Source organism: Nonomuraea dietziae (genome assembly GCF_014195505.1).
GTDB classification, from domain to species: domain Bacteria; phylum Actinomycetota; class Actinomycetes; order Streptosporangiales; family Streptosporangiaceae; genus Nonomuraea; species Nonomuraea roseola.
Window position 1 is genome coordinate 8,739,949 of sequence record NZ_JACIBV010000001.1, and the last position, 20,976, is coordinate 8,760,924.

General features: G+C 71.3%; 15 protein-coding genes. 11 read left to right on the forward strand and 4 right to left on the reverse strand.

Going from position 1 to position 20,976, the window contains the following annotated elements; translation table 11 throughout:
- Window positions 1-16: 16 nt before the first annotated feature.
- The gene (locus tag FHR33_RS41595; protein ID WP_183659621.1) at window positions 17-685 is read left to right on the forward strand and encodes a permease prefix domain 1-containing protein; all 669 of its coding nucleotides are present in this window, start codon (window positions 17-19) and stop codon (window positions 683-685) included.
- Between the two features lie 64 nt (window positions 686-749).
- On the opposite strand, the gene FHR33_RS41600 is transcribed toward FHR33_RS41595, so the two are convergent.
- Complete coding sequence (locus FHR33_RS41600; RefSeq protein ID WP_183659622.1) at window positions 750-1,094, reverse strand: helix-turn-helix transcriptional regulator; 345 nt, start codon at window positions 1,092-1,094, stop codon at window positions 750-752.
- 90 nt (window positions 1,095-1,184) lie between these two features.
- Between FHR33_RS41600 and FHR33_RS41605 the strand changes: the two genes are divergently transcribed.
- The 7 genes from FHR33_RS41605 (at window position 1,185) to FHR33_RS41635 (ending at window position 12,962) form a co-directional block, all read left to right on the forward strand.
- On the forward strand, window positions 1,185-2,357 hold the full coding sequence (locus FHR33_RS41605) for a cytochrome ubiquinol oxidase subunit I (protein WP_183659623.1): 1,173 nt from the start codon (window positions 1,185-1,187) through the stop codon (window positions 2,355-2,357).
- A 1-nt stretch (window position 2,358) separates the two neighbouring features.
- Window positions 2,359-3,087 (forward strand): cytochrome d ubiquinol oxidase subunit II, encoded by a 729-nt coding sequence (locus tag FHR33_RS41610; protein WP_183659624.1) that lies wholly within the window; start codon window positions 2,359-2,361, stop codon window positions 3,085-3,087.
- 7 nt (window positions 3,088-3,094) lie between these two features.
- Window positions 3,095-4,798 (forward strand): thiol reductant ABC exporter subunit CydD, encoded by a 1,704-nt coding sequence (gene cydD / locus FHR33_RS41615; RefSeq protein ID WP_312895981.1) that lies wholly within the window; start codon window positions 3,095-3,097, stop codon window positions 4,796-4,798.
- Window positions 4,795-6,519, forward strand: coding sequence for a thiol reductant ABC exporter subunit CydC (cydC, locus tag FHR33_RS41620; protein WP_246452335.1), 1,725 nt, complete (start codon window positions 4,795-4,797; stop codon window positions 6,517-6,519). The genes cydD and cydC overlap by 4 nt, the downstream gene beginning before the upstream one ends.
- Before the next feature lie 91 nt (window positions 6,520-6,610).
- Window positions 6,611-9,799: an FtsX-like permease family protein gene (locus tag FHR33_RS41625; RefSeq protein ID WP_183659625.1), complete on the forward strand. Its 3,189-nt coding sequence runs from the start codon at window positions 6,611-6,613 to the stop codon at window positions 9,797-9,799.
- Window positions 9,796-12,531: an FtsX-like permease family protein gene (locus FHR33_RS41630; protein WP_183659626.1), complete on the forward strand. Its 2,736-nt coding sequence runs from the start codon at window positions 9,796-9,798 to the stop codon at window positions 12,529-12,531. The genes FHR33_RS41625 and FHR33_RS41630 overlap by 4 nt, the downstream gene beginning before the upstream one ends.
- A 53-nt stretch (window positions 12,532-12,584) precedes the next feature.
- A complete protein-coding gene (locus FHR33_RS41635; RefSeq protein ID WP_183659627.1) occupies window positions 12,585-12,962 on the forward strand; it encodes a thioredoxin domain-containing protein in 378 nt (125 codons plus the stop codon).
- A 160-nt stretch (window positions 12,963-13,122) separates the two neighbouring features.
- Here FHR33_RS41635 and FHR33_RS41640 read toward each other — a convergent pair whose 3' ends face one another.
- The 3 genes from FHR33_RS41640 to FHR33_RS41650 all read right to left on the reverse strand — a co-directional run bounded on the left by FHR33_RS41640 (window position 13,123) and on the right by FHR33_RS41650 (window position 16,928).
- A complete protein-coding gene (locus FHR33_RS41640) occupies window positions 13,123-14,451 on the reverse strand; it encodes a class II 3-deoxy-7-phosphoheptulonate synthase (RefSeq protein ID WP_312895982.1) in 1,329 nt (442 codons plus the stop codon).
- Window positions 14,452-14,727: 276 nt separating this feature from the next.
- On the reverse strand, window positions 14,728-15,906 hold the full coding sequence (locus tag FHR33_RS41645) for an FAD-dependent oxidoreductase (RefSeq protein ID WP_183659628.1): 1,179 nt from the start codon (window positions 15,904-15,906) through the stop codon (window positions 14,728-14,730).
- A gap of 38 nt (window positions 15,907-15,944) precedes the next feature.
- Window positions 15,945-16,928: a phosphotransferase family protein gene (locus FHR33_RS41650; RefSeq protein ID WP_183659629.1), complete on the reverse strand. Its 984-nt coding sequence runs from the start codon at window positions 16,926-16,928 to the stop codon at window positions 15,945-15,947.
- A gap of 328 nt (window positions 16,929-17,256) precedes the next feature.
- On the opposite strand from FHR33_RS41650, the gene FHR33_RS41655 reads away from it, so the two are divergent.
- From FHR33_RS41655 to FHR33_RS41665, 3 genes are all read left to right on the forward strand, one after another.
- On the forward strand, window positions 17,257-19,023 hold the full coding sequence (locus FHR33_RS41655) for an ABC transporter substrate-binding protein (RefSeq protein ID WP_183659630.1): 1,767 nt from the start codon (window positions 17,257-17,259) through the stop codon (window positions 19,021-19,023).
- A gap of 75 nt (window positions 19,024-19,098) precedes the next feature.
- Window positions 19,099-20,091, forward strand: coding sequence for an ABC transporter permease (locus tag FHR33_RS41660; RefSeq protein ID WP_183659631.1), 993 nt, complete (start codon window positions 19,099-19,101; stop codon window positions 20,089-20,091).
- Window positions 20,088-20,975, forward strand: coding sequence for an ABC transporter permease (locus FHR33_RS41665; RefSeq protein ID WP_183659632.1), 888 nt, complete (start codon window positions 20,088-20,090; stop codon window positions 20,973-20,975). Before FHR33_RS41660 ends, FHR33_RS41665 begins: the two co-directional genes overlap by 4 nt.
- The last annotated feature ends 1 nt before the right edge of the window (window position 20,976 follow it).

The window sequence follows — 20,976 nt, forward strand, 5'->3', positions numbered from 1 at the left end:
TCGTACACTGGAGACCATGCTCATCGACGACTACGTGGCGGGACTCGCGCGGGCTCTCGACGGTCCGGCCGGCCCCAAGCGTGACCTGGTCGTCGAGGCCCGCGACAGCCTGGTCGACACCGCCGAGGCCTACCAGGAAGAGGGCATGGCCAGGGTTGAGGCCGAGCTCCTGGCCGTCGAGGAGTTCGGCGAGCTGCGCGAGATCGCGCCCGCCTACCAGCGCGAGCTGACCGCGACAGCGGGGCGCAGGCTCGGCGCGCTGCTGTTCGTCAGCGTGCCGCTGACGACGCTGCTGTGGAGCCTCATCTGGGCCTTCTTCCCCGTGGACGCCGATGCCTGGGCGCACAGGCCCGACTGGTTCCTGCTCGCGGCCCGCACGCTCGACCTGTTCCACATGGCCACCGGTGTGCTCGGCGGGCTGACCCTGCTCGTGCTCACCTGGGGCTCGCGCTGGGTCCGCAGGCCCGAACGGGTGACCCGCCTGCTCGCGGTATGGGTGTGGACGATGCTGCCGGTGACGCTGCTGCTCAGCGCCGCCCTGCAGTACGGCTCCCAGGGCCCGGCCGGCTTCTCCGCCTTCCTGCCCGGCATGATCCTCTCGCTGACCACGCCTCTGCTGAACGGCCTGCAGCTGTACGCCGCCGCCCGCTGCCTGCGCCTCACCCGCCGGCTCCGGGCAGCCTGACCCTCAAGCCCGCGCTTGGGGCCTGGCCGTCACGCCTGGCTCTGGCTTCGGGCGTGGCCCTGGCTCACCCGGTCGTCTTCGTCCGCCCCACGCCGGGCTCCAGCACGCTCGCGATCACCTCGGCGAACTCCCTCCAGGCCGACCGCTCGCCCGCCAGCTGCTTGGCCCCCGAGGAGGTCAGCCGGTAGGTGCGCCGCTTGCGCCCGCCCACCGTCGCCCACTCGCTGGCCAGATAGCCGACCCTCTCGAGCCTGCGCAGCGCCGGATAGACGGTCCCCGTGGGGACGGCGAGCGCGCCGCCACTGCGCTCCTGCAGCGCCTCGATGATCGCGTAGCCGTGCAACGGCTCGTGCTCGAGCACGGAGAGCAGCAGGGCGTCCATGTGCCCGCGAAGCGCGTCGGGATTCACATCGCCCATCCTAGATCCGCGTTCGTCATGTAGGCAGTCTACATGTAGCCTCTCTATATGTAGGCAGACACAACGACGGAGTTTGATGCGATGGACGTCCTGGACCTGGCCCGCCTGCAGTTCGCGCTGACAGGCAGCCTGCACTTCCTCTTCGTGGCCCTCACGCTGGGCCTGGCGCCACTCGTGGCGATCATGCACACCCGCTGGGTGCGCTCGGGCAACCCCCTCCACGAGCACATGACCCGCTTCTGGGGCCAGATCTACGTGATCAACTACGCCCTGGGCATCGTCACGGGCCTGGTGATGGAGTTCCAGTTCGGACTGAGCTGGAGCGGCCTGTCGCACTACGCGGGCGACGTCTTCGGCGCGCCGCTGGCCATGGAGACGCTGGTCGCCTTCTTCCTGGAGTCGACCTTCCTCGGCCTGTGGATCTTCGGCTGGCACCGGCTGCCCAAGGCCCTGCACCTGGCCTGTATCTGGATCGTCACCCTCACCGCCTACGGCAGCGCCTTCTACATCATGATCGGCAACGCCTTCCTGCAGAACCCGGTCGGCTCCGTCGTCAGGGGCGACCACATGGAGCTCACCGACTTCGGCGCGCTGATGTCCAACAGCGCCCTGGTCGGGGCCTTCCCGCACGTCATCGGCGCGGGTCTCGCGGCAGGTGGCTTCGTCATGATGGGCGCCAGCGCCTACCAGCTCCTGCGCCGCACCGCCTACCTGGAGTTCTTCACCAAGTCGCTGCGCACGGGGGTCGTGGTCGCGGCCATCGGGGTCGTGGTCGCCGTGGGCAGCGGTTACGCCCAGTTCGGCCTGGTGCAGGAGGACAAGTTCGAGGCCAACACCGGGGCCGCGGTCGGGCTCGGCTTCATGATGCTGATCGGCGAGCTGCTCCAGCTGGTGGTGGTCTTCCTGCTGCTGCCGACCGTCTACTGGCTGCCACGCTGGCGCTGGACGCACCCCATCCTGATCATCATGACGCCGCTGCCGTTCCTGGCCGCCGTCTTCGGCTGGATGGCCAGGGAGATCGGCAGGCAGCCATGGATGATCTGGGAGCGGCTCACCGTCGCCGACGCCATGTCGCCAGGCCTGACCTCGGGCATGGTCACCACGTCGCTGATCGGCTTCACCGGCGTGCTCGGCCTGCTCGCCGTCGTCGACTACGTCCTCATCGCCCGCGCCGTGCGGCGCGGGCCCGAAGACCTCGCCCTCGGAGCCTGGCCCCGAACCCCCGCCCCTGCGCCCGTCCGCCTGGAGGTCTGACATGGAAGTCGTCTGGCTGCTCGCCTTCGCCGTCCTGCTGGCGGGCTACTTCGCCCTCGAGGGCTTCGACCTGGGAGTCGGGCTGCTGATGGCCGGCCGTCCCCAGGAGCGCAGGGACCGCATGGTCGCGGCGATGGCGCCGTACGTGCTGGCCAACGAGGTGTGGCTGGTGGCCGTCGCCGGGGTGCTGTTCGGCGCGTTCCCCGTGCTGGAAGGCGAGGTGATCTTCGCGCTCTACCCGTTCGTCGTGTCCATGCTGCTGGGCTGGATCGTGCGCGACGCGGGCCTGTGGTTCCGCCGCAGGATCGAGGGGCGCGCGTGGCGCGGCTTCTGGGACCTGATGATCTCGCTCGGCTCGTTCGTGCTGGCCTTCGGCTGGGGGATGGTCATCGGCTCGGTCGCAGGGCTGCCGTGGATCGCCGGGCTCGGCCTCGGCGCGCTCACCACCGCGCTGTTCGCCTTCCACGGCAGGACTTTCCTGGCCTGGAGGGAGGGGCGGGGCGGCGGCAGGGTCCTCGCGCTGTCGGGGCTCGCGGCCGCCGCGCCCGTCGTCGTGCTGCTGGCGGCCGTCGCGCCGCACCTGCTCGACCACGCCGCACCCGCCGCGACGCTGAATGTGCTCAGTCTCATGGTGGCCCCGTTCGCACCCCTCATGGTGGGCGCGCAAGTATGGGTGTGGCGCACCTTCCGTCCAGGCAAGGGCTCCGACCGCATCCCGTCGTTCTTCTAGAGGGCTCGTGCACAAGGATCTCCTGCGGCTCATGCGAGCCGAGCGCTCGGTACGCGCGCATCTGACCGTCACCCTGGCCGCCGCCGTGATCGCGGGGCTGCTCGTGCTCGTCCAGGCCGAGCTGCTCGCGGGGGTGCTGTCGGGCAGGTTCGCCACCGGCGCGCTGCTGTTCCTGGCGGCCGTCGTCGGGCTGCGCGCGCTGCTCGGCTGGGGGCAGGGGATCTTCGCGGCGCGCACCTCCACGGGAGTGAAGTCCGCGCTGCGCCACAGGCTGCTGGCCAGGCTCCAGGAGCTCGGGCCCGCCAGGCTGTCGGGACACCGCTCGGGCGAGCTGGTGACGCTCACGGGGCGCGGCCTCGACGCGCTCGACCCCTACCTGACCGGCTACCTGCCCGCCATGGCCGTGGCGGGCGTGGTGCCGGTGGCCGTCCTCGTCAGGCTGTTCGCGGCCGACCTCACCAGCGCGGTCATCGTGCTGATCACGCTGCCGCTCATCCCGATCTTCGGGGCCCTTGTCGGCATGCACACCAAGGCGGTCACCGAACGGCAGTGGCGCGCGCTGTCCCTGCTCGGCGGGCACTTCCTCGACGTGGTGCGCGGCCTGCCCACCCTGCGCGCCTTCGGCAGGGCCCGCTACCAGGCGAGCGTCATCCAGCGGGTGGCCGACTCGCACAGGTCGGCGACCATGCGGACGCTGCGGGTGGCCTTCCTGTCCTCGCTCGTGCTCGAGCTGTGCGCCTCGCTGTCGCTCGCGCTGGTCGCGGTGCCGATCGGGCTGCGGCTGCTCGGCGGGTCGCTCGACCTGACGACCGCGCTGCTGGTGCTCCTGCTCGCGCCCGAGGCGTACCTGCCGCTGCGGATGATGGGCACCCGTTTCCACGCCTCGATGGAGGGCGTCGCGGCGGCCGACGCGGCCTTCGCCGTCCTCGACGACGCCGCCGCCCCCGAGCAGGCCAGGGCCGCCGCCGTCCCCGCCGCCGGCGGTCCTCCCGAGATCCGCCTGGAGAACGTCACCGTCCGCTATCCCGGCCGCGACGACCCCGCCCTGCGCGAGGTCTCCCTGGTGATCACTCCAGGGGAACGGGTGGCGCTGGTGGGGGAGAGCGGCGGCGGCAAGAGCACCCTGCTGCATCTGCTGCTCGGCTTCGTCGCCCCCACCGAGGGACGCGTGCTGGTCGACGGCGCCGACCTGGCCGAGCTCGACCTGACCGCATGGCGCGACCGGCTGGCGTTCGTGCCCCAGCGCCCGCACCTGTTCGCCACCTCGGTCGCCGACAACATCAGGCTCGGCGCCCCCTCGGCCTCACCCGAGCTCGTACGGCGGGCCGCCGTCGCCGCGCACGCCGACGAGTTCGTCGACGTCCTGCCCGACGGCTACGACACGCTGGTGGGGGAGCGCGGCGCCAACCTGTCGGCGGGCCAGCGGCAGCGCCTGGCCCTGGCCCGCGCGTTCTGCCGTCCTGACGCCTCGCTGCTGCTGCTGGACGAGCCCACCGCGCGCCTCGACGGCCGCAGCGAGGCCGCCGTCGTCACCGCCACCGCCGAGCTGAGCAGGGGGCGCACCTCGGTGATCGTCGCGCACCGGCCAGCGATGATCGACCTGGCCGACCGCGTGATCCGCATCCAGGAGGGGCGGATCGTCTCCGACGTCCTCGCCGAAAAGAGCCTGGTCCCAGGCGCGGGCGCCGCGCAGGCGGGAGACGAACGATGACCACCACCACTCACCCGGGTATCGAGGTGACGGAGCCGATGTCCGGCCGCCGCATGGGCCTCCGCCTGCTGTGGGCCGTGCTCGCAGGGGCGGCGGCCGAGCTGACCGGCCTCGGCCTGATCGCCTCGGCCGCCTGGCTCATCACCAGGGCGGCCGAGCAGCCGCCGCTCGCCGCGCTGAGCGTGGCGATCGTCGCGGTGCGGGCGTTCGCCACCAGCAGGGGCGTCTTCCGCTACGCCGAGCGCCTGACGGGTCACGACGTCGCCCTGCGCGCCCAGGCAGCCACGCGTGAGCGCCTCTACCACTCGCTCATCCCGCCGAGAGCTCCCCGGCACGGCGGCGCCGACCTGCTCAGCCGCATGGTGGACGACACCGACGCCGTCCAGGACCTGCTGGTGCGCTGCCTGCTGCCCGCCACCTCCGCGCTCATCACCGGGCTCACGGCCGTCGTCATCGCCGTCGCCGTGCACCCCGCGGCCGCGCTGGTGCTGCTGGCGGGGCTGGTCGCCGCGGGCGTGCTGCTGCCCGCCGGCACGGCGGCCGCCGCCCGCCGCTGGTCGGCCCGCATCGCCCCCGCCAGGGCCGCGCTCGCCGAGAGGGTGGCCGACCTCGTGCACGGCTCGGCCGACCTGACCGCCTACGGCGCGGGCGAGCGAGCCCTGTCAGGCGCGCTGGACGCCGACGCCGCGCTGGCCGCGCTCGAACGCCGCCAGTCCCGCGTCCACGCGGCGGCGCTGGCCGTCGGGGTGCTGGTGCAGGGGCTGACCGTGGCCGCCATCGTGCTGCTGGCCCAGGGCTCGGGCGCGGGCACCGTCGCGACGGCCGTCCTGGCCCTCACGGCGCTGGTCTCCTTCGAGCCCGTGCTGCCGCTGGCCGCGGCGGGGGAGCGCTTCGCGGGGATCTCAGCGGCGCTGAAGCGGCTGAAGGAGGTCCGCTCGGTGCCGCCCGCCGTCACCGAGCCCGGCACCCCCGCGCCCCTGCCTGGAGCGCCGCTGACCGTCGAGATCGACGACCTCGTCGTACGGCACGCGCCCCACGCCCCCGCGGCCGTCGACGGGGTGAGCCTCACGCTGACGCCGGGCAAGCGCGTCGCCCTGGTCGGCCCCAGCGGCGCGGGCAAGAGCACGCTGCTGGCCGCCCTGATGCGCCTGGTCGAACCAGGGTCGGGAACGATCACCGTCAACGGCGCCGATCTCAGCTCCCTCGACTCCGACGACGTCAGGACGCTCATGACGGGCCTGACCCAGGACCCCTACATCTTCCAGACCACCCTGCGCGACAACCTGCGCCTGGCCGGCCCCGACGGCACGGACGAGGACCTGGAGCGGGCCGTGCGGCGGGCCCGCCTGGAGCGCTGGGTGTCGCGCACCGGCTGGGACGCCCAGCTCGGCGAGGACGGGCGGACGGTCTCGGGCGGGCAGCTGCAGCGCCTGGCCCTCGCCAGGGCGCTCCTGTACGACCCGCCCGTGCTGCTGCTCGACGAGCCCGCCGAGGCGCTGGACGAGGCCACGGCCGACGAGCTCATGGCCGACCTGCTCGACGTGACGCACGGCCGTACGACGCTCATCGTCACCCACAGGCTCAGGGGCCTGGAGGAGGTGGACGAGATCGTGGTGATGGAGCACGGCAGGGTCATCCAGCGAGGACGCCACGACGAGCTGGTGGCAACGCCCGGCTACTACCGTGATCTCTGGCAGTCGGAGGCGCTGGTCTCGGGATGATCTCAACTATGTGATGAAATCAAGGCAATCGTTGCGTATGTGAGTTTTGTCCCGCGAATGTTCTCCCGTACCTGATCAGAGGGGGAACCGGATGCGGGGCCGGACGACGTGGGTGCTCAAGCGTGCCGTCAGCGAGCCGCTTCTGCCCCTCACCGCCTTCGCGGCGATCCTCCTGGCGACCACCACGCTCGTGTCGTTGTCGATCTACATCTCCTCCGTGGTCGACGTCGGCGTCCGCTGGAGCGTGACACACGCCGACGGGGCCGACACCTCGGCGGAGGTCTCCACCTGGATCAAGGGCGCCACCTTCCCCCAGGCCGACGCGGCCGTACGCGCTCAGGCCGCCGAGTCCTTCGGCAGGTTCAGGCCGGAGACCGTCTCGTCCGTCACCTCGAGCGCCTTCCACGGCGAGGACGGCGCGCAGCTCTTCTTCGCCACCCGCTCCGACCTGGAAAGGCGCGCGAAGCTGGTGCAGGGCAGGTGGGCCGGTCCTGGCGCAGGACCGCTCCAGGCGACCCTGGCCCAGGACAGCGCCCAGCGCCTCGGCGTGCGCGCGGGCCAGGAGCTCACCGTACGGCGCGGCGAGACAGGCCCTCCCACCACGGTGCTGGTCACCGGCGTGTTCGCCACCCCCGACGACCTCTATCCCCGTCTGGACCCCGCCAGAAGCTCGCTCATGCTCTCCCAGGAGAGCTTCATGGAGCGCTTCACCGACCAGATGCTCGGCTCCTGGTACGTCATGCCCGACCTGAGCGGCGTCAGCACCGGCGACCTGGCCGGCCTCGCCGCGGCGGCCGCGCGCCTGCCCGACCAGCTCAAGGCTCGCCCGGCCTGCGCCGACTGCACGGTCAGGGAGGAGCTGTCGGCCTACCTCGGCCAGCTCGACCGCAGCGCCCTCGTCGGCCAGTCGACGATGCTGGTGCCGGTGCTGCAGCTGCTCATCCTGGCCGGCTACTCCCTCATGCTGACGGCCAGGATGCTGGCCGACCGCCGCCGCATGGAGGTCGCGCTGCTGCGGGCCAGAGGCGCGGGCATGGGAGGGCTGGTGTCGCTCAGCCTGACGGAGGCGCTGCTGATCGCGCTGCCGAGCGTGCTGATCGCCCCCTTCGTCGCGCCGCACGTGCTCAACGGGGTGAGCGGCCTGCTGTGGGCGCGGGCGGGGGCGGTCAGGGTGCCGGCCGCCCCCGAGCCCGTCACGTTCGCGATCGCCGCCCTCGCCGCGCTGGCCGGAGCGGCGCTGCTGGCCGCGTCGGCGGTCAGGAGCGCCCGCCGTACCTACGTGGAGGAGCAGGCTGCGCGCGGGCGCGGCGACCGCAGGGGCGTGCTGGCCAGGGCGGGCGGCGACCTCGCCCTGCTCGTCGTGGCGGCGCTCGCCGTCTGGCAGCTCACCAGGTACGGCTCGCCCGTCACCGCGACCACCGGCGGCGTGCTCGGCATCGACCCCATGCTGGTCACCGGGCCCGCCCTCGCCCTGCTGAGCGGCGGGATGCTGGGCATGCGCCTGGTGCCGTGGACCTCCAGGATCGTCTCCGCCCTGACCTCGCGGCGCACGACGCTGGCCCCCGCGCTCGGCGCGTGGCAGGTCAGCCGCCGCCCCCTGCGCTACGTCGGCCCCGCGCTGCTGCTGACGATGGCCGTGGCCATCGGGGTGCTGTCGATCACCACCACGACCACGTGGGAGTCGTCCCAGCGCGACCAGGCCGGCCACAGGGTCGGCGCGGACCTGCGGATCTCTCCCGTCCTCGACCAGGGCGAGGTGGGCGGGCTCGGCGCGGGCAGGGTCTACGCGCGGCTGCCAGGCGTGCGCGCCGTCAGCCCCGCCTTCCGCGACTCGGTGGCGATCGGCGCGGGCTCGGCCCAGCTGCTCGCGCTCGACGCCGACCGCCTCGCCGAGGTCATGAACCTGCGCGAGGACCTGTCGGCCACCCCGCTCGCCGACCTGGCGAGCGCGCTCAAGGCGGGCAGGCCCTCGCTCGGCTCCGTGCCGATCCCCGGCACGCCGTCCGTGCTCAGCCTGCCGCTGCGCACCCAGGCGCCCGCGCCGCTCGACGCCGCGATCCTGCTCACCGACGCCGACGGGGTGCGCTGGCGGCTCGGCCTGACCGACAGGGGCGCGGGCGACGAGCGCCATCTGGTCGCCGACCTGGCCTCCCCCGCGGGCCGGGCGGGGAAGATCGCCTACCCGCTGGCGCTGCGCGGCTTCTCCTTCGGCGAGACGGGTGCGCCCGTCGTGCTCGGCGCGCTGACCGCGGACCAGGCCGAGGTGCCGCTGCCGGCCGACGTGGTGTGGACCGGCTTCGAGCAGTCGAGCCTGCAGGGGGCCGCGGGAGTCGGCGAGGGCAGGGCCAAGGAGGTCCAGGCCGGCGAGGGCGCGCTGTTCGGCCTCGACGCGATCCCCGCCAGGGGCAAGGCGGTGGTTCTGGCCTTGCCGCCTGACACGCCGCCCGAGCGGGTGTTCGGCGGGACCGTGGACGGCAGGGCGACCCTGCCCCAGCCGCTGCCCGTCGTGATCACCGACGAGCTGGCCGCCCAGGAGAAGCTCTCCGCGGGCACGAAGCTCTTCCTGCCCTTCGACGCGACCACCTCCCACCTGGTCGTGGCCGCCGTCGTCGACAGCCTGCCCGGCACGGAGGTCGGCGAGCCCGCCGTCCTGGTGGACCTGCCTACCATCGCCGACAGGGACGTGCTCACCGTCAACGCCCCGCCCAGGGTCACCGAGTGGTGGGCCGCGACGGCGGACGGCGACCCGTCCGCCGCCACCGCGGTCCTGGCCGCCCACCCTGGCTGGAGCGCCCGCGTGCTCGACAGGCAGACCGTCTTCACCGAGCTTCGCGACGACCCGCTGGCCGGCGGCCTGCAGGGCGCGCTGCTGGTCGGCTTCGCCGCGGCGGTGATCTTCGCAGGGCTCGGTTTCGCGGTCAACGCCGCCGTCGCCGCCCGCGAACGCTCGGCCGAACTGGGACTGCTGCACGCGCTCGGGGTGAGCTTCCGCCAGGTGCTCGGCCTGCTCGCGGTGGAGCAGACGTTCCTGATCGGCCTCGGCCTGGTGGGCGGCACCCTGCTGGCGGGCGGCATGGCGACCGTGGTGGTGCCGCACCTCGTGCTGTCCGGCCAGGTCACCGCGGTGACGCCGCCGGTCAGACTGGACATCCCGTGGATCCAGACCGCGATCCTGCTCACGGTCATCGCGGCGGCCCTGTTCGCGATCGTCGCCGCGCTGGCGGGCTCGCTGCGCCGCCGCGGCCTGGTGCGGGCCAGGCACGCGGGGGAGGACGCATGACCATACTCAGGCTGGCAGCGCGGCTGGCGCTGCTGCACAGAGGCATCACCGCGCTGCTGGCGCTGCTGGTTCTCACCGTCACGTTCCTGGGCGGCGCGCTTCCCCGGGTCTTCGAGGACTCCTACGAGCGCTCGCTGCGGCAGGCCGTCCAGGAGACCAGGCCCGAGCTGCTCGAGATCGCCGTGGGCGCTCGCTCGGCGTTGCCGTCGCGGCGGCCGGACAGCGCCGCCGACCTCGACGCGGTCACCAGGAAGCTGCGCGCCGCCATGCCGCAGGCCCTCGCCCCGTTGATCGGCGAGGTGACGTACGGCGTGAGCACGAACCGCGTCAGGCTCGTCGGCCACGTGGGGCATGAACCCCGCCGCAACAACTTCGTCGACCTGGCATGGAACAGCGGGGCGGCCGAGCGGGTCCGCTACGTCAGGGGCGAGGCGCCGTCGGCGGTCACCACCGGGGCCAATCCGCTCACCGCGCGATCGACGCCCAACCCCTACCAGGACTCCGCGCTGAGCATCGTGCTGGCCAAGCCGACGCTGACCACCGTCGAGGCCGGGCTGCCCAGCGACGTCACCGGGCAGATGGGGATCGAGGTCGGCGACACGATCGTCTCCGGAGCCGGGGTCCTGATCAAGGTCACCGGGCTCTACGAGCCGATCGACCCCTCCGACCCCTTCTGGTCGGCGTACCCCTCGATGTCGCACGTGTACATCCCCGACCCCGCCGCCAACTCGGCCGCCTTCGTGGTCACCGGCCTGGTCGGCGAGCAGGGCGTCGCCGTGATGGCGGGCGTCAGCGCGCCCATGCACTACCGGTGGGGGTTCGCGCCCGTTCCCTCCGCCTTCGGCATCAAGCAGGCGCCTGGCACCGCGTCGGCCTTCGACGCGTTCACCGCAGCGGCGCGCAAGCTGTCGACCCCGGTCATGCCGTACAAGGTGACCAGCCAGTTGCCGAAGATCCTGGAGGACTTCCTCGGCAAGCTCGGCGTCACGCAGACACTCATGGGCCTGCTGCTGGCCGGGCTGTTCGCGGTCGCGTTCGGCGTGGTGGCGCTCGTTGTCGGCCTGCTGCTCGGCCGCGTCGCCGCCGGCCTGGTCGCGGCCAGGGCCAGGGCTGCCTCGACGAGCCAGTTCGCGGCCGTCGGCGCCACGGTGATCCTCCTCGCGGTCCTTCCCGGCTCGCTGCTGGGCTTCGCGCTCTCCCGCCTGGTGCCGGGGCTGGACACCACCGTCTCCCTGCTGTCCGCGCCGCTGCCGGCCCTGGCCACCCTCCTGTACGGCATGGCGCGCCTCCTGCTGACCCACCGGCAGCCGCTCGTGGAGCAGCGCGACGACCTGGTCGCCAGGCCGTTCACGCCGCGCAGGCTGGTGATCGACCTCCTGGTCGTCCTCCTCGCCGCGGTGGCGGCCTACCTCGCCGTCACGCGCGGCGTGACGACCGCCCAGTCCGCCTCGGGCGGCGACCCGCTCCTGGTGGCCGCGCCCACCGCGGTCGCCGTCGCCTTCGCGCTGGTCGTGCTGTGGGGCTACCCGTACCTGCTGCGCCTGCTGTCCTTCGGCGCGGCCAGGAGCAGGACGGCGGTGCTGTTCCTGGCGGTCGCCTCGGCGGCCCGCTCCAGGACCGCCGCCACGCTGCCCGCGCTGATCCTCGTCCCCGCCCTCACCCTGTCGGTCTACAGCGCGCTCACCCTCGACGCGCTGGACGCGGGGCAGCGCGCCGCGGCCTGGCAGCGGACGGGGGCCGACGCCAAGGTCGGCGTCGGCGAGGGCGTGATCTCGCCCGCCGCCGTCGAGAAGGTCCGCGCCCTGCCAGGTGTGCGGGAGGTCCTGCCCGTGGAGCTGCGAGAGGGCCGCCTGTCGGGCGGCACGCTGTCCTTCTCCTACCTGCGCATGGACACCGCCGCCTACGCGCGGCGGCTCGGCTCGGCCCCCTCCGTGGTCGGCGCGCCCGTGGCGGCCGTCAACAGGGCCGCCACCGCGGCCAAGGGAGCCTCCGTGCCCGTCCTGGTCACCGGCGGTCTCGGCAAGGCGCGCAGCAGGCCGATCGTGCTGGAGGGCGGCGAGAGCCCGCCCGTCGTGGTCGACCACGTGGGCCACATCGAGCGCTTCCCAGGGACCGACCCGCTGGGCGAGCTTCTCGTGCTGCCCACCTCCGTGCTGCCCGAGCAGAAGGTCGCGATGCGGCCGAACGGCCTGCTCGTCTTCGGCGACGCGCTGTCGGCCGCCGACCTGGAGCGGGCGGCGGGGCCAGGCGCCTCCGCGAGCACCCGTGAAGGGGACCTGGCCTCGATCGTCTCGACGCCGCTCACCAGGACGATCAAGCTGGCCTTCCAGCTGACGGCCATCGTGCTGGCCCTCTACTCCCTGCTGGCGGTGTGGGTGAGCGTGGTCGCCGGCGCGGCGGAACGCGACCGCAGCATCTCCTTCCTGTCCACCATGGGCATGTCGGGCGCGCAGGCGCGGGCCATCACGCTCGGCGAGATCTCACCGCTGGTGGTCATGGCGGCGGTGGCAGGCATCGCGCTGGGCACGCTCTTCCCCGCGCTCTTCGGCGGGGGCGTCGACCTGAGCGGCTACGCGGGCGGGCTGCCCGTCGGCTACACCGTCACCTGGAGCACCCCGTTGCTCCTGGGCGCGGGGGTGACCCTGGCCGCGCTCCTGGGCGCCGTGGGACACGTCGCGCTGTCGGGCAGGAGGAAGGCCGGTGTGGCGCTGCGGGCCGGGGAATCAGCGTGAAATGCTGACGGTTCTAAGGAAAGCAAGCGAGACGACGATATGAGGAGCCACTTGTGGCGACTATCGAAGTAACCGACCAGAACTTCAACGACATCGCCGACAAGGGGATCGTCCTCCTGGACTTCTGGGCGGCCTGGTGCGGGCCGTGCAGGACGTTCGGGCCGATTTTCGAGCAGGCGTCGGAGAAGCACGCCGACGTCACCTTCGGCAAGATCGACACTGAGGCGCAGCGAGGGCTGTCGGAGGGGTTCGAGATCACCTCGATCCCGACGATCATGGCGATCCGCGACGGCATCGTCGTCTTCGCCCAGCCAGGCGCTCTTCCCGCCCCCGCGCTCGAGGACCTGATCGGCCAGGTCAAGGCTCTCGACATGGAGGCCATCAAGGCCGAACTCGCGCAGGAGATGGGCACGGCTCCCGAGCAGCAGTGACGCCATGACGCGACGAGCCCTCACCCCGCGGGGTGAGGGCTCGCGTCACGTGTGGCCAGGCCCGCCCCCGAAGCGGGGGAGCGGGCCGTCCCGTGGGTCGAACGGCGGCGTTCCTCGGCCGGACCGGCCGTTGCGCGGCAGACCCCTGGCGGGCTCGGGGTCAGACCGAGCGGTAGAGCTCGGCCACCCTGAAGGCCAGGTCGAGCGACTGGCCCCGGTTGAGCCTGGGGTCGCAGGCCGTCTCGTAGCGCAGCGCGAGGTCGCCCTCGACGATCTCCTGGCCGCCGCCCACGCACTCCGTCACGTCGTCGCCGGTGAACTCGATGTGGATGCCGCCGGGGTGCGTGCCGAGCGCGCGGTGCACCTCGAAGAAGCCGGCAACCTCGTCGAGGACGTCGTCGAGGCGGCGCGTCTTGTGCCCGCTCGGCGCCTCCCAGGTGTTGCCGTGCATCGGGTCGCAGATCCAGGCCACTTTCGCCCCCGAGGCGGTCACCTTCTCCACCAGCGTGGGAAGGTGCTGGCGGATCTTGGAGGCGCCCATCCGCGTGATGAACGTCAGCCGGCCCGCCTCGTTGTCGGGGTTGAGCTTGTCGACCAGCGCGAGGGCCTCCTCGGGCGAGGTCGTGGGGCCGAGCTTGACGCCGATCGGGTTGCGGATGCGCGAGAAGAACTCCACGTGCGCTCCGTCGAGCTGCCTGGTGCGCTCGCCGATCCAGACCATGTGCGCCGACACGTCGTACGGCAGGCCGGTGCGTGAGTCGACCCGGGTGAGCGCCCTGTCGTAGTCGAGGATCAGCGCCTCGTGCGAGGAGTAGAACTCCACCGTGTGGAACTCCTCGGGATCGGCCCCGCAGGCGCGCATGAACGCCAGTGCCTGGTCGATCTCGCGGGCCAGCTGCTCGTAGCGGCGGCCTGCGGGCGACTCGGCCACGAAGTCCTGGTTCCAGGCGTGGACCTGCCGCAGGTCGGCGTAGCCGCCCTTGGTGAAGGCCCGCGCGAGGTTCAGCGTGACGGCGGAGGAGTGGTAGGCCCTCAGCAGCCGCCACGGGTCGGGCCTGCGCGACTCGGGGGTGAACTCGAACCCGTTGACCATGTCGCCGCGGTATGCGGGCAGCTCGACGCCGTCGCGCACCTCGGTGCCCTTGGAGCGCGGCTTGGCGAACTGGCCGGCCACTCGCCCGATCTTGACCACCGGCACCTTGGCGGCGTAGGTGAGCACGATCGCCATCTGCAGGAGCGTCTTGAGCTTGTTGCGCACGTTGTCGGCGGTCGCGCCCGCGAACGTCTCGGCGCAGTCGCCGCCCTGCAGGACGAACGCCTCGCCCCTGGCCACGGCGGCCAGCTGGTCCTTCAGCTGGTCGCACTCGCCGGCGAAGACCAGCGGGGGCAGGCCGCCGAGCTCGGCGACGACCTTCTCGAGCTCGCTGCGGTCGGGCCAGTCGGGCTGCTGGGCCGCGGTCATGGTTCGCCACGAATCAAGGTTGCTCACGGCATACGAGGGTATTCCACTCGCTCCCGCGCGTGGACACCGATGTCCACGTAGTGAGAACGCCGTCCGCGGGCGATCGCCGCCTCGGCGAGGCGGCATGGCGGCCCGTCCGGCCCCGCAGCGCCTACGTTGCAGGTGAGGACGGCCCTGCCGGACCGTACGAGCGGGATCTTCGGCGCGGGCCCGCCGCCACCGAAGCGCAAGCCAGACTCGACGCAGTCTTTGCCCTGCTTTCAGGGTGGCGTGCCGCTCGTAACCTTCAGCGCGCCTTTCGAGTCACTTCGCGCTCACGTGCTCGGGGCGGACGCCATGGCCGATGAAGCGCGCGAGCAGCCGCCCCACCAGCCTGCCGACGACGGGAAGGGCCGCGAGGTCGGGCAGGCCCGTCGGTCTCACCGATCCGCTCAGCGCGGGCTGGATCAGCCGCCGCTGCGCCACCTGCTGGGCGAGCTGCGTGGCCTTCGTCGGGAACATCCGCCGCCGCTGCACCTTGGGCAGCGCGGAGGGGCCTTCGCTGAGCAGGATGTTGGCCGTGGCCACCGCGTCCTGCACCGCCAGGTTGATCCCGACCCCGAACACCGGGGACATGGCGTGGGCCGCGTCGCCGATGCACAGGAAGCCAGGCCGGTACCACCGCTCGAGCCGGTTCAGCGCCACGGTGAGCACGCTGACGTCCTCGAAGCCCGCGATCGCCTCCGTGCGGTCGCCGAGGAAGGGCAGCAGCCGCCCGACCTGGCGGCGCAGCTCGCCGACGCCGGCCGCGCGCAGCCTCTCGGCCCCGCCCTTCGGGATGACGTAGCCGAGCTGCCAGTAGGTCTCCCTGTTGATCGCGACCATCATGTGCCCCGCCGAGACGCGCAGGAAGGCCTCGCCCGGGTCGCCGTCCTCGCGCGGCATCCTGAACCAGACGACGTCCATCGGCGCGCCCAGCTCCTTCGGCACCAGCCCCGCGGCCGCCCTCAGGGTGGATCCCCGCCCGTCGGCGGCGATCGTCACCTCGGCCCTGAGCTCGTGCTCGCCCTCGGCGTCGCGGTAGCGCAGCCCGCGCACCGCGTCGCCCTCGCGGATCAGGCCGACGGCCTCGGCGTTCATGAGCAACCGGAAGTTCGGGTACGTCGCTGCTTCGGTGGTGATGAGGGTGAGGAAGTCCCACTGCGGGACGAAGGCGATGTAGTTGTAGGGGCCGGGCAGGTCGCGCAGGCTCGAGATCCTGGTCCTGCCGGTGTCGGTGACCAGGTCGAATCCGTACGCCTTGCGGTGCGGGATCCGGTGGAAGGCCTCCGCGAGCCCCAGCTCGTCGAGCACCTGGAGGGTCGAGGGGTGGATCGTGTCACCCCGGAAGTCGCGCAGGAAGTCGGCGTGCTTCTCCAGCAGGGTCACCTCGACGCCCGCCCTGGCCAGCAGGAGAGCCAGCACGGCGCCCGCCGGGCCGCCGCCCGCTATCACACAGCGCATAATTCATCATGCGCTGAAAACCAGCCGCCGCGCAAGCGTCACCCGTCGAGCCGGTCCAGCACCTTGACCAGCGAGGACATCGCCCGATCGCGCAGCGGGGCGTACTCCTCCTCCGGGTACTGCCTGGGGCCGTTCTCCACCAGCAGGATCAGGTAGAGGTAGGCCCGGTAGAGGTCGAGCCGCCGGTGCGCGCCGGGGGTCAGCTCCAGCGGGCGCACCGCGCGGTAGCCGGCCAGCAGCGGGTCGTCCTCCTCGATCTCGTTGAAGATCGTCGGGGTGATCAGCTCGGCGAGCGGGTCACCCCAGAAGGCGCGCTCGTGGTCGATGATCGCCTGGATGCTGGGCGCGGCGTTCAGGTCGAGGAAGACGTTGCCCGCCCAGACGTCGAAGTGCACCAGGTGCGGCGTGGTCACCTCGTCCAGCGCCTCGGAGGCGCCCTCCAGTAATGCCCTCAGCTCGGCGACGGGCCGGGGGAGCGGCGTCCCCTGATAGCGCACGGCGTCGTCGAGCAGCGCGCCCGTCATCCGCAGGTAGGCCTCGCGCCAGGTCGCGCCGGTCAGGCCGTTGTGCGGGTAGCCGTAGACGTCGCCCGTCACCCCGTTGAGCCGTGCCAGATGGCCGCCGAGCTCGTACCTGAGCGCGGCCTGGGCGGCGTCGTCGAGCTCCGCCTGGTTCCACGGCGTGCCGTCCAGCACCGTCATGACGAGGTAGTCGCCGCCGAGCACGGGGTCGTCGAAGCCCGCCTTCAGCAGATTCGCGACCGGCACGCCCGCATCCGCCGCGTGGGCGTAGGCGGCGGCCTCCATGCGCAGCAGGTCTCGTTCGTAGGTGAGCTGGTCGAGGTCGGGAGGAGGGGACAGCTTCAGCACGACATGGCGGCCGTCGTCGAGGACGAGCTTCCACACGGCGTTGGCGAAGCCGTCGGCCAGCTCGACCGCCTCGCGCACGTGCGAGCCGAGAGCCCTGTGGGCGAGAGAGGAGAGGGCGTCGGCGCTGATGCGGCGCTTGGTTCTGCTGTCCACGCTCGGATGATCCCTCCATGCGGCATTTCAGATCAAACTGTTGCGTTATGGGCTTTCTGAAAAGCCGACCTGTGGAAACGCTCCCACGCTATCGTGTTTCTAGGATTTTTCGGCATATCTCGGATACGTCACGCGTACCGCAGCGCTATTGACATCGGGATTCGTCAATTTTACGGTCGCGTTACCTGTCCGGCGCGGCGGAAGGCTTTGCGAGTGGGAGCGCTCCCATGTCATGAGGCGCGTCAATCCGGTTCAGGCCATCGGGGGGATGGTGCTCGAGGAGAACTCCGCGAGGGCGAGATCCCTGCGCGGGGACAAAGGAGATTCCATGCGAAACCGATGGCGCGTGCTCACGCCCCTGCTCGCGACCTGCCTGGTCGTGACAGCCTGCACGTCGGGGCAGACGCCCACGCCCGCCGTACAGTCGAGCGCCCCTGGCGCGGCGGCGAGCCAGGCGCCCGCCCAGGGCGGCGAGGGCGCGTTCCCGCGCAACCAGACGCTGTACACCGGCGGCACCCAGTGGGGAGCGCCCGCCAACTTCAACCCCATCAGGAACTGGGACCACGCCACGGGCACGAACGGCCTGGTCTACGAGCCGCTGTTCCTGTTCGACCCCAACACGGGCCAGTTCACCCCGTGGCTGGCCGAGAGCGGAGCCTGGAGCGACGACACCACCTACGAGCTCAAGCTGCGCCAGGGCGTCACCTGGTCGGACGGCAAGCCGCTGACCGCTGACGACGTGGTGTTCACCTTCGAGCTCGGCAAGATGAAGACGGTGCCCTACGCCAACCTCTGGACCTTCCTCAAGAGCGCGGAGGCGGTCGACGGCCAGACGGTGAAGTTCACCTTCACCAAGCCCAACTACCAGCAGTGGGCGAACGCGCTCTACAGCAGGGTGATGCTGCCCAAGCACGTCTGGGAGGCCCGCTCGGAGGAGGACGTCGTCAACGGCGTCAACGACAAGCCCGTCGGCACGGGCCCCTACAGCTACCACAGCCACGACCAGGACCGCGTGGCCTGGGTCAAGCGTGACGGCTGGTGGGCCACCAAGGCGCTGAACAAGGACGTCAAGCCCAAGTACATCGTCGACATCGTCAACTCCAGCAACGAGGTCGCCATGGGCCTGCTGCTGCAGAACGGCCTCGACCTGAGCAACAACTTCCTGCCCGGCATCGCCAACCTGGTCAAGGGCAACTTCGGGGTGAAGACCTACTACCCCGAGCCGCCGTACATGCTGTCGGCCAACACCGCGTGGCTGGTGCTCAACACCCAGAAGAAGCCGATGGACGACCCGGCCTTCCGCAAGGCCGTCGCCAGCGCCGTCGACACCAAGAAGATCGTCGAGGGCGTCTACGGCAACCTGGTGCGTCCGGCCAACCCGACGGGCCTGCTGCCGCAGTGGGACAAGTACGTCGACCAGAGCGTGGTGAGCGAGCTCGGGTTCTCCTTCGACCAGGCCAAGGCCAAGAAGATGCTGGCCGACGCGGGCTACAAGGACACCGACGGCGACGGCTTCGTCGAGAACAAGGACGGCTCCAAGATCCAGCTGAAGATCGAGGTCCCGGCCGGCTGGTCGGACTGGATGGAGTCGATCAGGGTCATCGCCGAGAGCGCCAAGGCGGTGGGCGTCAACCTCACCCCCGAGTTCCCCGACTACAACGCGCTGGTCGACAAGCGCTCGTCGGGCAAGTTCGACATGATGATCAACAATGAGCGGCAGCTGTCGAACACGCCGTGGATGTACTACGACTACCTCTTCCAGCTGCCGATCCAGAAGGCCCAGAACACGGTCAACTTCGGCCGCTACGAGAACAAGAAGGTCTGGGACCTGGTCCAGGAGCTCGACGGCAAGAAGCCCGAGGACGAGGCGGGAATGAAGGAGGTCCTGTCCAAGATCCAGCGCATCCAGCTGGAGGAGATGCCGGCCATCCCGCTCTGGTACAACGGCCTGTGGTCGCAGACCACCAGCTCGGTGTGGACGAACTGGCCATCCTCGGCCCCCGACGCGCCCAAGTCCGCGCCGACCATGTGGCGCAACTGGCTGGAGCTGGGCGGCATCCTGACGCTCACCGAGATCCAGCCTGCGAAGGGCTGACCTCTGGCCGCCGCCCCCTCCCCTCGCCGGAGGGGGCGGCTCTCCGCCCTTCGCCGTCCTACCTGGAGTCATCGCGTGCGACGCTATTTCGGCAGGAAGCTGCTCATATACGGACTGACGTTCTTCGCGGCGGTCACGATCAACTGGCTGATCCCCCGGCTCATGCCGGGTGACCCCGTCGCCTCGATGGTGTCGAGGGCCAACCTCGCCCAGCCCGAGGCGGTGGCGGCCATGCAGGCCTACTACACCGGCCTGTTCGGCCTGGACCTGCCCGCCTGGCAGCAGTACCTCAACTTCTGGGGCGCGCTGCTGCGCGGGGACCTCGGGATCAGCATCTGGCTGTTCCCCACGCCCGTGGCCGACGTGATCACGCGCGCCGTGCCGTACACCCTGGGCCTGCTCGTGCCCGCCATCCTGCTGAGCTGGTGGGCAGGCAACAGGTTCGGCGCCTTCGCGGCCAGGCGCAGGCTGCTGGACAACACCGTGCTGCCCGTCGGATACATCCTGACGGCCACGCCGTACATGTGGCTGGCCATCCTGCTGGCCTGGGGGCTCGGCATCGTGGCAGGCGTCTTCCCCGTCGCGGGCGGCTACAGCTACGCGATGCGGCCCAACCTGTCGTGGGAGTTCGTCGGCAGCCTGGCCCTGCACTGGTTCCTGCCGTTCCTGTCGCTCTTCCTCGTCGCCTTCGGCGGCTGGGCCATCGGCATGCGCAACATGATCATCTACGAGCTGGAGGCCGACTACTCCTCCTACCTGTCGGCGCTGGGCGCTCCCCAGCGGCTGATCCGCCGCTACGCCTTCAGGAACGCGGTGCTGCCGCAGATCACAGGGCTGGCTCTGCAACTCGGCGTGCTCGTGGCGGGCGCGCTGGTCACCGAGGTCGTCTTCTCCTATCCGGGCCTCGGCAGCCTGATCCTCAAGGCCATCCAGAACCAGGACTTCTTCCTGTTGCAGGGCGTCTTCCTGTTCATCGTGATCGGCGTGCTGGTCGCCAACTTCGTCATCGACATCGTCTACGTCCTGGTCGATCCGCGTACCAGGGCGGGGATGGGGGCTGAGGCATGAGCGTCGTTCCCGACGAGAAGGCCGCCGTCGCCACCACGGGGGTGCGCGCCGAGGCGCTGCACTTCGCGCTGCGCAACGGCAAGCTGCTGGCCGGCCTCACCGTCCTGGTGGTGCTGCTGGTCCTCGGGCTGTTCGGGCCGATGGTCGCCGCCGCCGACCCCAACGCCTACGTCGGGCCGCAGTTCGCCCCGCCGTCAGGTGAGCACTGGTTCGGCACCACGATCTTCGGACAGGACATCTTCACCCAGTTCATCCACGGCCTGCGGGCGACCTTCCTGGTCGGCCTGCTCGGCGGCGGCATCGCCGCGGTCATCGGCATGGCGATCGGGTTCACCGCCGGGTACAGAGGCGGCATCGTGGACGAGATCCTCAACATGCTCACCAACATCGTCCTGGTGCTCCCCGCGCTGGCGGTGCTGCTGGTGATCAACGCCTACCTCGGCATCCGCAGCATCCCCGTGCAGGCTGTCTTCATCGGGCTCACCTCATGGCCGTGGGTGGCCAGGGCGATCAGGGCCCAGACGTTCTCGCTGCGCAGCCGCGAGTTCGTGGACCTGGCCAGGCTCAGCGGCGTGCGCCCCTGGCGGATCATGACCAGGGAGATCGCTCCCAACATGAGCTCCTACCTGTTCATGGCCTTCATCCTGCTGTTCGGCGGCTCCGTGCTGATCGGCGCCTCCCTCGACTTCATCGGCCTGGGCCCGACCGACTCGATCTCGCTGGGTCTGATGCTCAACAACGCCGCCCGCTACAACGCGCTGCACCTCGGCATGTGGTGGTGGTTCATCCCGCCCGGTCTCGGCATCACGGCCGTCGTCGGCTCGCTCTACGTGATGAACGTCGGACTCGACGAGGTGTTCAACCCCAAGCTGAGGGAGATGTGAC

What these genes read in the sequence shown, in the direction of transcription:
- FHR33_RS41595 (WP_183659621.1), top strand. Translation starts at nt 17, where the DNA reads ATGCTCATCGACGACTACGTGGCGGGACTCGCGCGGGCTCTCGACGGT.
- FHR33_RS41605 (WP_183659623.1), top strand. Translation starts at nt 1,185, where the DNA reads ATGGACGTCCTGGACCTGGCCCGCCTGCAGTTCGCGCTGACAGGCAGC.
- FHR33_RS41610 (WP_183659624.1), top strand. Translation starts at nt 2,359, where the DNA reads ATGGAAGTCGTCTGGCTGCTCGCCTTCGCCGTCCTGCTGGCGGGCTAC.
- cydC (WP_246452335.1), top strand. Translation starts at nt 4,795, where the DNA reads ATGACCACCACCACTCACCCGGGTATCGAGGTGACGGAGCCGATGTCC.
- FHR33_RS41625 (WP_183659625.1), top strand. Translation starts at nt 6,611, where the DNA reads ATGCGGGGCCGGACGACGTGGGTGCTCAAGCGTGCCGTCAGCGAGCCG.
- FHR33_RS41630 (WP_183659626.1), top strand. Translation starts at nt 9,796, where the DNA reads ATGACCATACTCAGGCTGGCAGCGCGGCTGGCGCTGCTGCACAGAGGC.
- FHR33_RS41645 (WP_183659628.1), bottom strand. Translation starts at nt 15,906, where the DNA reads ATGCGCTGTGTGATAGCGGGCGGCGGCCCGGCGGGCGCCGTGCTGGCT.
- FHR33_RS41655 (WP_183659630.1), top strand. Translation starts at nt 17,257, where the DNA reads ATGCGAAACCGATGGCGCGTGCTCACGCCCCTGCTCGCGACCTGCCTG.
- FHR33_RS41665 (WP_183659632.1), top strand. Translation starts at nt 20,088, where the DNA reads ATGAGCGTCGTTCCCGACGAGAAGGCCGCCGTCGCCACCACGGGGGTG.